We start from the raw sequence: 14363 nt of genomic DNA, 5'->3' as shown, positions 1-14363 counted from the left end.
GTTAGCGATAATCTCGCTTCATTAGATACTGACTGCCCACAATCAAGAGCAGACTAAGAATAATAATCGCAGTGGAAAGTGCACTACCGAATCCGAAGCGATACACATTGAAGGTACTGTTATACATATAGGAAGCCAGCAATTCCGTGGAATGCGCAGGCCCGCCGCCTGTCATGACGTAAATCAGATCGAACGCCTTCAAGGAGCCCGAAATACAAAGCACGATCGCCACTTTCACCGTATCCCAAATCATAGGCAGTGTGACAGTAAATAGCTTACGTACCGGTCCGACGCCATCCAGCTGAGCAGCATCTTCAATTTCGGGAGAAATATTTTGTAACGCAGCAATAAACATAATCATATAAGGACCAATATAATTCCAGATGATCGGCACCATCAGTGCGAACATCGATACTTTCGGATCGGAGAGCCAAGCTTTCTTCCAACTATCAAGGCCAACACCATCAAGCAAGAAGTTCAGAATACCGATTTGTGGGTGATAGATGTATCCCCAAATAATCCCGACAACGACAGATGACAATACCATGGGCATAAAAACGGAAGCACGAATGATTCGTTGAAAAGGCGTGCTGCGCATCAAGAGAAGCGCTAGGATCATCGCGATCGGAACCTGTCCGAAGACGGAAGCAGCAACGATAAGCATGTTATTTTTAAAAGCTTTCCAGAAGATCGGATCTGTAAATACTTCGATATAATTGTCCATTCCAATAAACTTCGCTGCGCCAATGCCTTTCCAGTCAAAAAAGCCATAGTACGCCGACCAAAACAGGGGAACGATAACAAAAAACAAATAGATGATTAAGGCTGGAAGGAGCCCTATGGTGATGAATCCTCTCATTCTTGCGGACACGTTCATGATGCCCCTCCTTGTAAGCTTTTTTTGGAAAAAAGGCTCCAGCCGAGCTGAGGCTGGAGTCCTTTGGCCTAACCTTATTTACCGATAGCTTTCGCTTGCGCATCTTGCACTTTCTTCGCAATATCCTCTGGCTTGCCGCCCATCAGAAGCTCTTGAAGTCCATTGTTTACCACATCTGCGCTGGATGAGCTCAGTCTGCCGTCATAAACAGGCGTCATTTTCACGGTGCCCATCATTTTGTAAACCTCTGCAAATAGAGATGTTACTTTGCTTGTATCCAAAGCTACCTTGTAACTAACAAGCTGATTGCCTTCTAAGATGGCTTTCTGTGCTTCTGGACCAGACAATGCATAGATCAATTCGTAAGCAGCTGCTTTCTGTGCACCAGTTACTTTTTTGCTCATACCTAACCCTGTTCCAACAACACCGGATAGTGTGTTCGGATCTCCCTTACCATTCGGTACGGAAGGTAACACGGTAACAGCCATGTTCGCCAATGCTTCTTTGGAAGCGCTAGCTGCTAGGTTCGGCAATGCCCAGCCACCATCGATCATCATCGCCGCTTTTCCTTGTGCAAACATTTGTTCCATTTGTGTGTTATCAATGCTGTTGAATCCTTCTTGGAAAGCCCCGGCTTTACCAAGCTGTTGTAAGTACGTCAAGGATTGAACAAATTCAGGATCCGTAAACTTCGCACCATTTTGATCAACAGCCTTCAAGAACCATTCTGTTCCTGTCACGCGGTCAGCTAATGAGCTTAGGATACTCGATTGTGCAACCCAAGCTGCTTTGTTACCAAGCGCGATTGGTGTTACGTTATTCTTTTTGAACGTATCTACTAGCTTCATCATGTCGTCCCACGTTTTCGGTGGCTGTACGTTATATTTGTTGAAGATTTCTTTGTTGTAATAAAGAATGGATGTTGGCGATAAGGCCATAGGTGCTGCGTATGTTTTGCCAGAAATGGTGAAATCATCGAAGGAACCTGGCATAAAGTTGCCTTTCCACTCTGCCTTGCTATCCAGAAGCTCATTGATCGGTTGGATCAAATCGCCGCCGACGAACTCCTTCGTCATGACACCTGGCCACATCACGAACAGATCCGGCATTTCATTCGCTGCTGCTACGGTTTTCAGGCGAGGACGATAGCCATCGGGTGGTATCCCCTGAATATCCAACTCCACGTTCGGATGGTCCTTCTTGAATTTTTCCATATATTCACGCATCGTTTTGGCACGTGTATCTTCGCCTGTATAGTTGTGCCAGATCGATAGCTTCACTTTCTCACCAGGCTTCGCTGTCTCTGTTTTAGCTGGTGCCGTGCTTTCCTTCGCCCCATCTGTAGTTCCATTCGACCCACAACCTGCTATCAACGAAAGTGACATCGCAGCCGCCAGTGTAACGATAAATGACTTTTTCATTCGTTCGGACCTCCTAAAAGTTTCGTAGCAACTAGCTCCATTACTTGCGAGCGCTCTTCGTTACTCCTTTAGTATAGGGGACATTTCTCTGCCCTGGTACGGGAGAGACTTCGGCCCGAAGGGGGACATTTTTCAGTCTTTGCCACTTTGTCGAAATTCGGATGGTGTTCTTCCCGTATACTTTTTGAACTGTTGCGTAAAGTATTTGATATCCTCATAACCCACTCGTCTAGCAATATCACTCACTTTCATTTGCGTACTTTGCACAATATCTGTGGCTAATTTCATCCGTTCCCGTGTAACAAACTCGATATAGGTGCAGCCGGTCTCCCGCTTAAACACCTCACTGAAATGATTGGGATTGATATGAACAAAACCTGCAACTTGCTGGAGCGAAATAGGCTGATGCAAATTGTCCCGAATGTACGCAATCGCCTTATGGATGTACGCATACTTATTCTGATCGAGTCCCTGATGGAAGATATTCATGAGCGCTGACAACACCTTGAATACTTCCTCTTCAGGACGGCCTCCCCCCTCTAGCTTAGATAGCGCGCTTAGTGCCGTCAGATCTTGCTCTGCCGTACTAGCTCTCTCTAACCAGCGATGACCAGCTACTACAAGAGACTGTATGTACCCTTGAACAGAAAGCGGTGTAGCCGCGGTATCCTCCAGTTGTGTGCGAACCTTGTGATTGACCCAGTGTCTGAGGTCCGTCGCATTATCATTCATGAGAATAGCTGCAAGCTCCGACTCCTCTTTCTCCGTGCACACCGTGCGGCTCCCGCTTCGATCCCGAATATCTTGGGGCGTGTAAAGGCCAGTTGAGCCCAACAGACCCTGATAGTCGAAAACTTCCTTGGCAGCGCGATAGGACTCACGCAGTCCCTCATCATCGTGCGCAACGGGTCCAAGCGCAGCGAAAACGGCACATTTCAGTGTTTCAGTGACACGTTGGAGCGCCTTACGCAGCCCCGCGGCATCCGTTAAACCAACTTCATATCGGACGACAAGTACGAAATGATCCTTATTCATCAGCGTCACACAAGGGAGAAGCTCGTACAACATATTCTCTGCGGCTCCTTGCAGCAGATCAGCAAACGTTACCCAACCCGAACAGGAAACGAGAAGCACTTGCCTTGCAATCCCCGCGCCATCATCCACTGCGGTATCGACACTATTTTTGAGAAACCACTGGTGAAGCTGAGCTCGCGCCTCATCATCATCGTGCAAGCCACGATTCAGAGCTCTTTCTAGCAATTGTGAGCGCAGCGCGGCCTGTCTACGATTGTCCTGCTTCATCGACTCCCATTTATCCATGATGTTCTGCTTCGCTTTCAGCGCCGCTTTGATGATTTCCTCCGGCCGGCTGGTTTTCAGCAAATAATCCGTTACCCCGCCACGCAAAGCCTGCTGCGCATAGTTGAAATCATCATATCCCGTGAGAATAACAATCTCCGTATCCGGTAGAATTAGCTTTATTTCCCGGGCAAGTTCAATACCGTCCATCCCTGACATCCGAATATCCGTCAAAACAATATGCGGCTTCTCCTGCGGAATGCGCTCCAGAGCCTCTTCCGCTGACGAAGCCGCAGGCAGCAGCTCCAACCCAAGCTCTTTCCAATCAATCACGGTACATAAACCGGTCCGAATAATAACTTCGTCATCCACGATCAAAATTCTCATACCGACGACTCCCCTCTCTCGCGCGGAATTAGGAATGTAATTCGAGTACCTGATCCCGGTGTACTTTCCAGAACAAGGCCTGCCCCTGCCCCATAATGCAACAGCAACCTGCGATGCACATTAATGAGCCCATAACTGGTCACAACCTTTTTCCTCTCTTCATCCGCTTCACTGCGAATCCCGAGCTTCTGATTGGCCAAAGCCAGTTGACCATGAATATCTCTCAGCTTCGCTTCATCCATCCCAATTCCCGTATCCTCCACCACAAATTTCATATCATGCTCACGCAGCTCGCCGTGCACATAAATGTGTCCTTTGGTTTTTTTCTTCTGAATGCCGTGAATCAGGCTATTTTCAATCAAGGGTTGCAGCAGCAGCTTCAACATCACTTTTTGCGTCATAGCGGGGTCGATAAAAAACTCAATCTCGAATTGCTCCGGGAACCGAATCGCCTGAATATAGGCGTAGTTCTGTGCATGAGAAACCTCTTGCTGAACAACACAGAATTCCTCCCCTTTATTTAAGCTAAAACGCAAGAAATCACTGAGCGCACCGACCATCTCAGCAATTTGTCGATCCTTGTTCATCAAGGCAATCCAGTGAATAGACGACAAGGTGTTATATAAAAAATGCGGATTAATCTGTGCTTGCAGCGCCATAATATCCGCCTCCTTCTTCATCGCTTCGTTGAGCTGAACTTGAATCTTCAGACGGCTAATTCGGTCGCTGAGCTTATTGTAGCTATGAACGAGCAACCCAACCTCATCTACGCTTTTCACTTCAAACGTAGGAATCGTCTCATCTGGATTCAGATCCTTTAAATATTTGGTCAACTTCATCAGCGGATTCGTTACCCAGCGCAAGAAATAAATAACTAGCGCCATCGCCAGTAAGAGCGCAATGATAATGGTTACGGCTGTTACCGTCAGAACGAAGCCATTTTGCTTTTGATAAATATTGGTCGGAATGAACCCTACTAATTTCCAACCCACGCGTGGAAGTCCATTATAGAGAACCGTATAAGGATGCATCCCTTGCAGCACATTCGACACGCCGCTTGTTTCTGTAAGTCCATGCAGATTGGGGAATACGTCGGACATATCCCTCATCAACCACTTCGGATCATTGCCAGCAATAATACGATTATTCGCATCTACCAGCACAACAAATCCACTTGATTCCCAGCCCGCTTCCGTCAAATAATGTTCAATCTCTGATTGATCTAAGGAAAAGGATAAAGTCCCCAATGTTTTGAACAGACTGAAATCCCGAATCGGTCTGACCAGTGAAATAACCTTGCGTAAACCGTCGGAGGTTTGAATGTCATAGAGCGGTGACCACCATTTGGGAGCCGATTTATTCGTTGTTTCGTACTGTTGCAAAAGTGGTGCCAAGCCTGAATTCGTTATCGTCGTCGTAAATAACGCAGGATTGCTGTTTTTCGGAATAATCGTAATGTTGGCAATATACTTTTTGGAATAGGATAAGTTCCATAAGGTCCCGACAAGCTGCGAATAAAGATTGATATCGCTTTCTTCCTTGCCTAAATAGGATTGGACATCCCGCTGACCGATCAGAAAGATCGACATGTTCTCGACGTCCTGAATAACAAAATCAAGCTTATCGGTCATCTGCTTCAGGGTATTCATCCCTGCTTGCTTCGCTTTATCCTCCGTCACCGAGGTTGCAATCCGATAGGAGACCGTTCCCATCGTAAGTAAAGGCAGTACAACAGCAAATAAAATAAGCAATGAGAGCTTGCGATTGAGTGATTTAGCAAACCACCGCTTCATAGGAGACCTCCATTCATCTAGCGATCCATCTTCTGGCAACACTTAGCATTCCACATACCTTGATCTTTTTACCATAGTATCACGAGCAACACTGGAAAATCATACTTTTTTTTAGTCTAACAAACTTTTTGTTTGACATTCGAAAAGTTTGTGTTACCATTTTGCTCAGAATAACCTACAAGCTGTTAGGGGGATAACCGGTATGGAATCCATTCAGGATGAATTCGTTTTTTTGACCGATTTGGTGACAGGCCTTGCCGCTCAATTCGGTGAGAATTGCGAGGTTGTGCTGCATGATTTGACGGGGTCATACGAAAGCTCCATCGTTGCCATTGCAAACGGTCACATCACAGGACGCAAAGTCGGGGATCCCGGCACGAATCTTGGTCTTGAGCTGTTGCGAGGCAATCATGTAAACGGCAACAAATTTAACTATTTGACCCAAACGAAGGACGGCCGCATTCTGCGCTCGAGCTCGATGTATATGAAGAATAAAGGGGGCAAAATCATCGGTTCCCTCTGCATTAACATGGACATCACGGATCTCATGGTCGCTGAGAAAACACTGAAAAACCTCATAAACCCCGCTGGTGAGCAATCCGAGGTGAGGGAATCGTTCGTCACGAGTGTTAGTGATCTGCTGGATGCACTCATTCAAGAAGCGCAGGAAGTCATCGACAAGCCTGTTGCCGTTATGACCAAAGAAGATAAGATGCGAATGATTCAACTTCTCGATGCCAAAGGTGCTTTCCTGATTAAAAAAGGCGGCGAGAAAATTTGCACCTATCTCAACATCTCCAAATACACCCTATACAGCCATCTGGAAGAGGGCAAAAGTAATGCCAAAGAGAGTGAGAGTGCATCCCTATGACGATCTCCTTAGAAACGCCTTGCTTGATCATTGATACGGACATCTTGGCACGAAATATTGCGATCATGGCTGACCAAGTCGAGCAACATCGCAGTGTGAAATTACGACCGCATGCCAAGACGCACAAGCTCCCATCGGTCGCTCAGCTTCAAATTGATGCTGGCGCCGTAGGCATTACCGTCGCCAAAGTCTCTGAAGCCGAAGTGATGGCGGCGCATGGGATTCGCAATATTTTCATCGCCTATCCCCTCGTGACGGTGAGCAAGATTGAACGAGCTATTCGCATCAGCGAGCAGATCGAGCTTATTGTTGGGGTCGACAGCTTGGCTGGTGCCCAGCTGATGGAGCAGACCGCGGCCAAACTGGGACATACGCTGCAGGTTCGGTTAGAGATTGACACCGGGCTGCGCAGAACCGGTGTGCCTTACGAGGCAGCCGCCGCGCTAGCAGCGGAGATTGCGGGCATGCCGCATTTGCGGTTGACCGGCATCTACACTTTCCGCGGCGCCTTGCTGGGCGGCAAGCCCACGCTCGATGTGGCGGCCGCCGGCCTAGAAGAAGGCCAGCTGATGGTACAGCTGGCTGAACGCCTTAGAGCCGCGGGCATCGCCATCGCGGATGTCAGCGTGGGCTCGACGCCGACGGCTTTGTATGCCGCGGCTGTCGAAGGGGTGACGGAGGTCCGTCCCGGCACCTACGTCTATCAAGACCGGATGCAGGCGCAGCTTGGCGTCTGCGAGCTTGAAGACTGCGCCGGCAGCGTGCTGGTCACCGTCGTGAGCCGGCCTTCGGCTGATCTGGCGATCGTCGACGGCGGCAGCAAAACCTTCGCAACCGATGTGCAGCCAGGCACGCATCCCTTGCAGCTGCGCGGTTTCGGCCATATTCATGGCTTGGAAGATGCGCTTCTCGTTCGGATGACCGAAGAGCATGGCATGGTCGAGCTTGGCCCTCTGGCACAAGCCGCTGACCTGAAAGTCGGCGACCAGCTGCGCATTATTCCGAATCATATTTGCAGTACGGTTAACCTGCACAATCATGTTGTGATGCAACGCGGTGACACATTTGAACGCGTGCCTGTGCTTGCACGAGGCATGCTGGAATAGCTGAAATTGCTGGAATACATTTGGGAGGTGCCCCATCATGTTGGATCTTATTTTGAAAAACGGACGCATTGTCGACGGAACTGGTAATCCTTGGTTTGCTGGCGATGTTGGCATCCAAGGCAACAAAATCGTCGCTGTTGGTCAGCTTCATGAGGATGCTTTGAAGGTCATCGATGTCAATAAGCAAGTCATCTCACCTGGCTTTATTGATGGCCATTGCCACTCCGATCTGATGATCTTCGATTATCCACATAGTGAAATCAAAATGCGTCAAGGCGTTACGGCCGAAGTCGTCGGCAACTGCGGGCTCGCTCCCGCTCCCTTCGTCCCTTCCCAAGCTGAGCTTCTCCAAAGCTATGTGCAGCCGGTGTTAGGTCAAACCAAATGGCAATGGCCATGGGAAACGGTTGCCGAATATATGGACGCCGTCGCGAACTCGCGTCCATCTGAGCATATGGCTACCTATGTGGCGCATGGCGCACTGCGTATCGCGGTGATGGGCTTCGCCAATCGGCCAGCAACCCAGCCAGAAATCGCACAGATGAAGGCTATGCTCGAAGATGGCCTGCGGGCCGGCGCAATTGGCTTCTCCATCGGGCTGCTCTATGCGCCAGGCAGCTACACGAGTAAAGAAGAAATTGCCGAGTTATGCTCCGTATTACCGAAGTATAACGGTCTTTTTTCCACACATATTCGTGGTGAAGGCAACAATTTGTTGCCTTCTGTGAAGGAAGTCATCTGGATTGCCGAGAAAGCTGGCGTTTCCCTGCACATCTCTCACCTCAAAGCAGCCGGCAAACGCAATTGGGGGCAAATTACCGATGCGCTGGAGCTCATTGAAGATGCACGCTCTCGTGGCATGGACGTCACTTGTGATGTGTATCCGTATAATGCTGGCTCGACTTCATTAACGACGATTCTTCCCCCTTGGGTTCTCGAAGGCGGCATCGAAAGTGCGCTTGAAGTGCTGCGTGATCCTTCGCTTCGTGCTCATATTCGCGAAGAATTGAGTCACGAACAGACGACGTGGGACAACTTGGTTTGTTCCACAGGCTGGCAAAGTGTGTTCCTTTCCGCCATGCACACGGAACGCAATCGCCACCTCGAAGGCAAGCACCTTGCCGAGATCAGCGAAATCCGCGGGCAGGAGCCAGCGGATTGTATGATGGATCTTCTTTTGGAAGAAGAAGGCCGAATCTCTATCGTCTACTTCCATATGTCTGACGAAGATGTGAAGCAAGTTGTTGCTTACGATAAATCGCTCATCGCATCCGATAGTCTCACTTGTGATACCGGGAAGCCGCATCCACGCTTATATGGGACGTTCCCTCGGGTATTTGCGAAGTATGTCCGCGAGAATCGTATTTTGACCCTGGAGCAGGCGGTGCGCAAAGTGACATCGTTCCCTGTTCAGCGCTTCAAGCTGGGCAAGCGGGGGCTGATTGTTCCTGGCTACATCGCCGATGTAGCGGTGTTCAATCCGGATACCATTCAGGATCATGCGACGTTCGAGAATCCGAGGCAGTATCCGGATGGTATCACGCATGTTGTCGTGAATGGCGCATTATCGTTGACCGGCGGTCAACACACGCATGCGCGAGAAGGCAGCTTCATTCGCGCACAGCATTGCTGCAAGCACTAATTTTCTTATATAACCTAAACCTAACTTTGACTTGGAGGTCATTCACATGTCCGTTATTGAACAACGTTTGCAAGAGCTTGGTATCACGCTTCCCCCTTCCCCAGAACCGCGTTTCACATATATTCCATGCAATCAAACAGGTAACTTAATCTACTTGTCCGGCCAAGATTGTCGGATTAACGGTGAGCTCATGTATGAAGGAAAACTCGGCCGTGAAGTCACGATTGAGCAAGGCCAAGAGGCAGCTCGTCAGACGATTATCAACTGCTTAGCGGTTATGAAAGGCTATTTAGGCGATTTGGATCGTGTCGTCAAAATCGTCAAAATGCTCGGCTTCGTCAACAGCGAGTCCGGCTTTGGCGACCAGCCGTATGTGATCAACGGTGCATCCAACCTGCTTGTTGAGATCTTTGGTGAAAACGGCAAACATGCCCGTTCCGCGATCGGCACGAGCGATCTTCCTTTCCACACGCCTGTGGAAATTGAGTTGATTGTGGAGATTCGCGACTAGGAATCGAGCGGTTGACGAATAATCCCAATTAACTGGAAAACGTACAGCTATTCTGGAGGCAACTCCCCAAAATCTCAGTTTAAATGGAAAATAGGTAGTTAATTTATCCCTGTTTGCCCGAATTCGATAAATTCCTTATATTTAGCTGCAGGAAATCCAGTTATTTAGTATTTAAAGTCGATTATTAAAGATTTAACTACATGAAATCCAGTTATCCATTACCAGCACCCAAAATAAACGGCTACGCCGTCCTTCAAGGACGGAAGCGTTTATGGAGAAATATAGCCAAATTATGATGTGAAACTTATAAATTCTATATTTGAACGACAAAAAAGGAACCTCAGACTAACAAGTCCAAGGTTCCTTTCCCTTATAACCCCACAGCCGCGCCTCTTTCCAGCCGCAGAATCTGCTTCTCTCCCGTTTCAGCCAGCTCACGGAATTGGGTAATTGTTTCACGCATTTTCGGAAGCGCTTCTTGCTTATAGGTACTGATCGCCTGCAGGGCTTCAAAGCTGTCAGCGAATGCTTTTTTGAGCGAATCTGCTGAAATACTTGCCTCAATGGCGCCTTTTTGAATATCCACACCTTGCTGCTTCAACATTTGCCCCGTATGTTCAATGAACGTATTCGTTGTATTGTACAAAGCATTAAGTTGTTTCAGTACCACTCGCTGATTGGCTAGCGCACTTGCCGCCGTAACCGCGACGCGCAAAGCCGCTACCGTGACCGTACTTGCACGATCTACCCCACGGATAAGCTCCTTATTATTCCGAATAACAACCTCGAAGGTAATAAATCCTTGTTGATTGACCGCCATCATCGCTTGCATATCGAGCGTTCTCTGACGAAGTGGAAAAAGCACCTCTTCGGTTATGAACTGAATCTTCTCTGGTTCATCATTTCGGGCTTTAGCTAGCGCGATTTGAGCTTCAATCGTTTCATCCATATAGGAAACTAGCTGGATCTCTTTACGAAGTTTTTTGGTAAGATCACGCAGTGCATGCTGTTCGAGAAGAAGTGTCGTATTGTCATCCTTCAACCCTAATTTCCCTTTATTCAGCGTTTCGATAATTTCGGCAATGACCATGTCCGCTTTATCAAACTGATGGAAGTAGGAGCGCAGTGGGTTAAAAAACTTCCCCAGAAACCCGCGTTTGACGAAGTCGATCCCACTAGGATCGAGGTCCTTCATTTGGAGTTGCAGCTCCCCTAATCCTTTGGCAACGATTCCTCCCTCGTCACCGGCCCTCGAAAGCTGCCCTATCGTTACTTGGAGTAAAGCATTTTTCTGTGAGGATGCTCGCATCGTCTCAATACCGAAGTTTTCTACCGCTGCCAAAATATTTTTTCTCTTCTCCAATGAATCGAGATCGATCTCCATGATCGTCTGCACATTCTGTTCTGCTTGTGCTTTCAGCTTCACAACTTCCTCAGGAACAGGCTTCACTTGTTCCTCTACAACGGCTTTAAGCACCTCGTCGCCAGCAATTTCCATCGAAAATGACATCGTAGCTCCCCCTTTGAACGGTAAGTTAACCCTACATCTGGACGTTAAGCAAATTACTTATTTTATAAACAACATCATCCGTGTCCGCATTAATGCTCGCCGCTTCATTGATACTCGAGATACTCTGAAGCGCCTGAATATCCGCGTTATAACCAATCGTATAGATGGGAATCTGCAACGTCTCGATCAATCCTCGAATGTCCTTCAAGGAATGTCCTGCATTGGTTTCCCCATCACTCAATACGAAGATGATCGGTTTCACATTCGGATCCCCTGCCATATAGTCTTGCAGCATTTTCATGGCAACGGCAATGGCATCAAACGTCGCTGTTCCTCCCCCTGCTTGGAGCGTACCTACGGTACCGACAAACAGCGATTGCTGATTTGTATCGTACTTGGCAATGGGGAGATTGATCGTCACCCCGTTCGAATAGGACACAAGACCAATTCTATTTTCTTTACCCAGGTATTTTTGGCCTTTGAGCAGAGACTCTTTCAATCGACTAATGGGTTTACCGTCCATGCTGCCAGACACATCCGTCACAAAAACAGCTGCTAGAGGCTTGCTGCCATTCTTCTTTTCTTTCCAAACCTTTTGTGCAGTAGAAAGTGTATTTCCATCTATCGCAGGGAGCTCACTCTTGTAATTTTCTAGCCCATTAAACCCTTTCTCCTTGGCTGTTTGTTGATATTTCGCCTGTGTAACAAATTCAGCAAATCGCTTAAGCACATCAAGCTTCACGATCGGCAGATCACCAAGCGCATAGAGTGGGCTATCGTGTCTATATCCAAAAGGTGTAAACACATAGTCATTCGTAAGCTCCGGCGCATTCTGGAATGTCTGGTATTCCAGAACGAAGCCATCCAGCATCCCTGACTTCGCAGCATCTCGCATTTGAATCGTTGTCGATGCGATAAAGGGCACGTTCGTTTGGAATTTCTCAAATTCTTGAACGGCCTTCTCACTGATTGGGTTTTTATTATCCCAAGTACTTAAAGCTGTTACGAGAAAATTGAGGCCGGTTGAACTCGCGAAAGGATCCGTGTAACCCATAGCAAATTCATTATTAGAGATCGCTTGTGTTACTGTATTTACATTGATGGAGCCGTATTTGGCAACGAGGGCATCATATTTTTTCTTCGAAATCACAATGCCAGGGACATTGCCTACCAGACTTTTGGTGACTAGTTGTATTTTCGGACCGCCGGATTTGATCATCTCCCCCCATAACTCATTCGAAGGTGTGAAAGCATCTGGCACATACTTCCCTGACTTGATATAGTCCGTCGCCGTACCAGAAGCAATATTGCGAATTTTCACAGAGGCCGTCTTCCCGTTCACCACAATCTGTGCTTTATTAAATTCATTCGCTACATCCGTTAACCAACCATCCACACCACTGCCGGATTTCTCAGTCGAGGAGAATATTTCTACGAAATAATCGGTCGTATTATTCACCGTAATTGGAAATTTCGAGATCTCAGGCAAAGAGGAAGCGACATCGGCCGGATTAATATCAATCTGTCCTTTCACTGGCGTTCCGTTCACCACTGAAATCTTCTCGTACATCTTATTCAATTGCTTTGTGGCATTCTCCGCTGTCACTTGATTTGTGGATTTGCCTAAATTTTCCGTGAAGGAAACGCCCGCATAGACACCGATAAATACAATCATCACAATAAGAAGCGATATAAAAAAGAACTTCGTTTTATTCATGTTTTGAGCACCACCTCTACTGTTTGTAGAATTGTGTTTGCTTGATCAAAGCATCAATCTCTTGCATACCCGGCATTTGCCCGATATCACCAATCTCCAGGCTATCTAGTCGAGAAATTTCTAACAGCAACCTATCCAATTTGAGCAAAATTTCTTCATTTATATGTAAAGAGGATTTAACAAACGACATATGTGCTTTATACACGGTTCTTTTTTCTTGCAAAAGCTCGGGAGATAACTGGCTGGTATTCTGTTTAGAGATACTTTGAAACTCCTCTTCATCGAACACATGGAGACGGTTTATCATACTCCGTATATTGTGAAAAAATAACTTCTCCACCTCTTGCGTCGTAGAAGCAAATTTCTGGAAGCTAAGTCCGCTCGGTTCAAACCTTTGGATGAGGACACTTCGTATGGTCTCTTGTTTTTTACGCATTCGCTCCAATTGGTGCAAGCCAAGCGCAATTTCTTGTGCAAGGGATTTGGCACCTTTACATTGTTTCAAAGCTCCCTCTAAATCTTCTGGGCTCTTCATCTGTTTGACGGGAAGTCGAACGTTCGGCTTCATGACTACGTTGTAGATGCCAAATAGCAATACTAGGGTGCTTGCGAGCAGAATGGATACGGCGAATGCCGTTTGCAACGCGCTGTGTCCGATTCCAATGCCTAGAAATCCTGGTGATAGCATGACAATATCAAACAAGGCGACCCCACTCGTTATCACAAATAACTTCATTATTTTGCTTGCGGCTTCCATCAAAGGGAATAACTCCTCTCTTCGCAATCTCAACTCCCCGAATTCACAAGAAAACATATGTAAGTTTGTTATCGTACGAAAAATGCTGATATTGGATTATATGCAGGACATTTAGGACATATCTGCTTTCTGTTGTTCAATCACTGTATTTCCTCTCCATACCAAAGTTGCGGAACGTAAATCGCTTTTGTAGCACTATAGTGCTCGTTAGAGCGCTCCCCTTACTACTTGCCAAAAATAAACGATGTTCTCCCATAAGTCCTCCACGAAGAGGGAACGAGGATGCTCTATTGGCGGAAAAGTAGGTGAAATCATCATCCAAAGGGAACTACAGTTTCTTATTTCTTTGAAAAACACTATATCTCACGAAATTTGACACAATAGTGACTTTACGTTCCCCTTGGGTCTTGTTTTATCAGATATCAGCCAAATAAGGTATCTACGTTCCCTTTCAAATCCTTGTAAAGGCTAG

At 47.2% G+C, this 14363-nt stretch carries 11 protein-coding genes; 4 read left to right on the top strand and 7 right to left on the bottom strand.

Annotated elements, in window-relative coordinates:
- Position 1: 1 nt before the first annotated feature.
- The 4 genes from AB4114_RS30080 to AB4114_RS30065 form a co-directional block, all read right to left on the bottom strand.
- Positions 2–877, bottom strand: a complete 876-nt coding sequence (locus AB4114_RS30080; RefSeq protein WP_441991698.1) for a carbohydrate ABC transporter permease — start codon at positions 875–877, stop codon at positions 2–4.
- 74 nt (positions 878–951) lie between these two features.
- Positions 952–2298 (bottom strand): extracellular solute-binding protein, encoded by a 1347-nt coding sequence (locus tag AB4114_RS30075; protein WP_441991697.1) that lies wholly within the window; start codon positions 2296–2298, stop codon positions 952–954.
- A 132-nt stretch (positions 2299–2430) separates the two neighbouring features.
- Positions 2431–3984, bottom strand: coding sequence for a response regulator transcription factor (locus AB4114_RS30070; RefSeq protein ID WP_441991696.1), 1554 nt, complete (start codon positions 3982–3984; stop codon positions 2431–2433).
- Positions 3981–5777: a cache domain-containing sensor histidine kinase gene (locus AB4114_RS30065; RefSeq protein ID WP_441991695.1), complete on the bottom strand. Its 1797-nt coding sequence runs from the start codon at positions 5775–5777 to the stop codon at positions 3981–3983. The genes AB4114_RS30070 and AB4114_RS30065 overlap by 4 nt, the downstream gene beginning before the upstream one ends.
- Positions 5778–5979: 202 nt before the next feature.
- Here AB4114_RS30065 and AB4114_RS30060 point away from each other — a divergent pair, with 202 nt between their 5' ends.
- From AB4114_RS30060 to AB4114_RS30045, 4 genes are read left to right on the top strand one after another with little or no spacing between them, the layout of a single operon-like run.
- Positions 5980–6648, top strand: a complete 669-nt coding sequence (locus AB4114_RS30060) for a helix-turn-helix transcriptional regulator (RefSeq protein ID WP_441991694.1) — start codon at positions 5980–5982, stop codon at positions 6646–6648.
- Positions 6645–7754 (top strand): alanine racemase, encoded by a 1110-nt coding sequence (locus tag AB4114_RS30055; RefSeq protein ID WP_441991693.1) that lies wholly within the window; start codon positions 6645–6647, stop codon positions 7752–7754. The genes AB4114_RS30060 and AB4114_RS30055 overlap by 4 nt, the downstream gene beginning before the upstream one ends.
- Positions 7755–7791: 37 nt before the next feature.
- Positions 7792–9396, top strand: a complete 1605-nt coding sequence (locus tag AB4114_RS30050) for an N-acyl-D-amino-acid deacylase family protein (RefSeq protein ID WP_441991692.1) — start codon at positions 7792–7794, stop codon at positions 9394–9396.
- Positions 9397–9442: 46 nt separating this feature from the next.
- Entirely contained in the window at positions 9443–9907 is a 465-nt protein-coding gene (locus AB4114_RS30045; protein ID WP_028557558.1) for a RidA family protein, read from the top strand.
- A gap of 370 nt (positions 9908–10277) precedes the next feature.
- Here AB4114_RS30045 and AB4114_RS30040 read toward each other — a convergent pair whose 3' ends face one another.
- The 3 genes from AB4114_RS30040 to AB4114_RS30030 are packed head-to-tail and all read right to left on the bottom strand — an operon-like array spanning position 10278 to position 13891.
- Positions 10278–11417 (bottom strand): toxic anion resistance protein, encoded by a 1140-nt coding sequence (locus AB4114_RS30040; protein WP_441991691.1) that lies wholly within the window; start codon positions 11415–11417, stop codon positions 10278–10280.
- Positions 11418–11448: 31 nt separating this feature from the next.
- Complete coding sequence (locus AB4114_RS30035; RefSeq protein ID WP_441991690.1) at positions 11449–13134, bottom strand: VWA domain-containing protein; 1686 nt, start codon at positions 13132–13134, stop codon at positions 11449–11451.
- 16 nt (positions 13135–13150) lie between these two features.
- The gene (locus AB4114_RS30030) at positions 13151–13891 is read right to left on the bottom strand and encodes a hypothetical protein (RefSeq protein ID WP_441991715.1); all 741 of its coding nucleotides are present in this window, start codon (positions 13889–13891) and stop codon (positions 13151–13153) included.
- Positions 13892–14363 lie beyond the last annotated feature (472 nt).

The sequence above is a fragment of the Paenibacillus sp. 2RAB27 genome, from assembly GCF_052115445.1.
Taxonomy (GTDB): domain Bacteria; phylum Bacillota; class Bacilli; order Paenibacillales; family NBRC-103111; genus Paenibacillus_E.
Note: the sequence above shows the minus strand (reverse complement) of the source record. Positions and strands in the feature narration are given on the sequence as shown.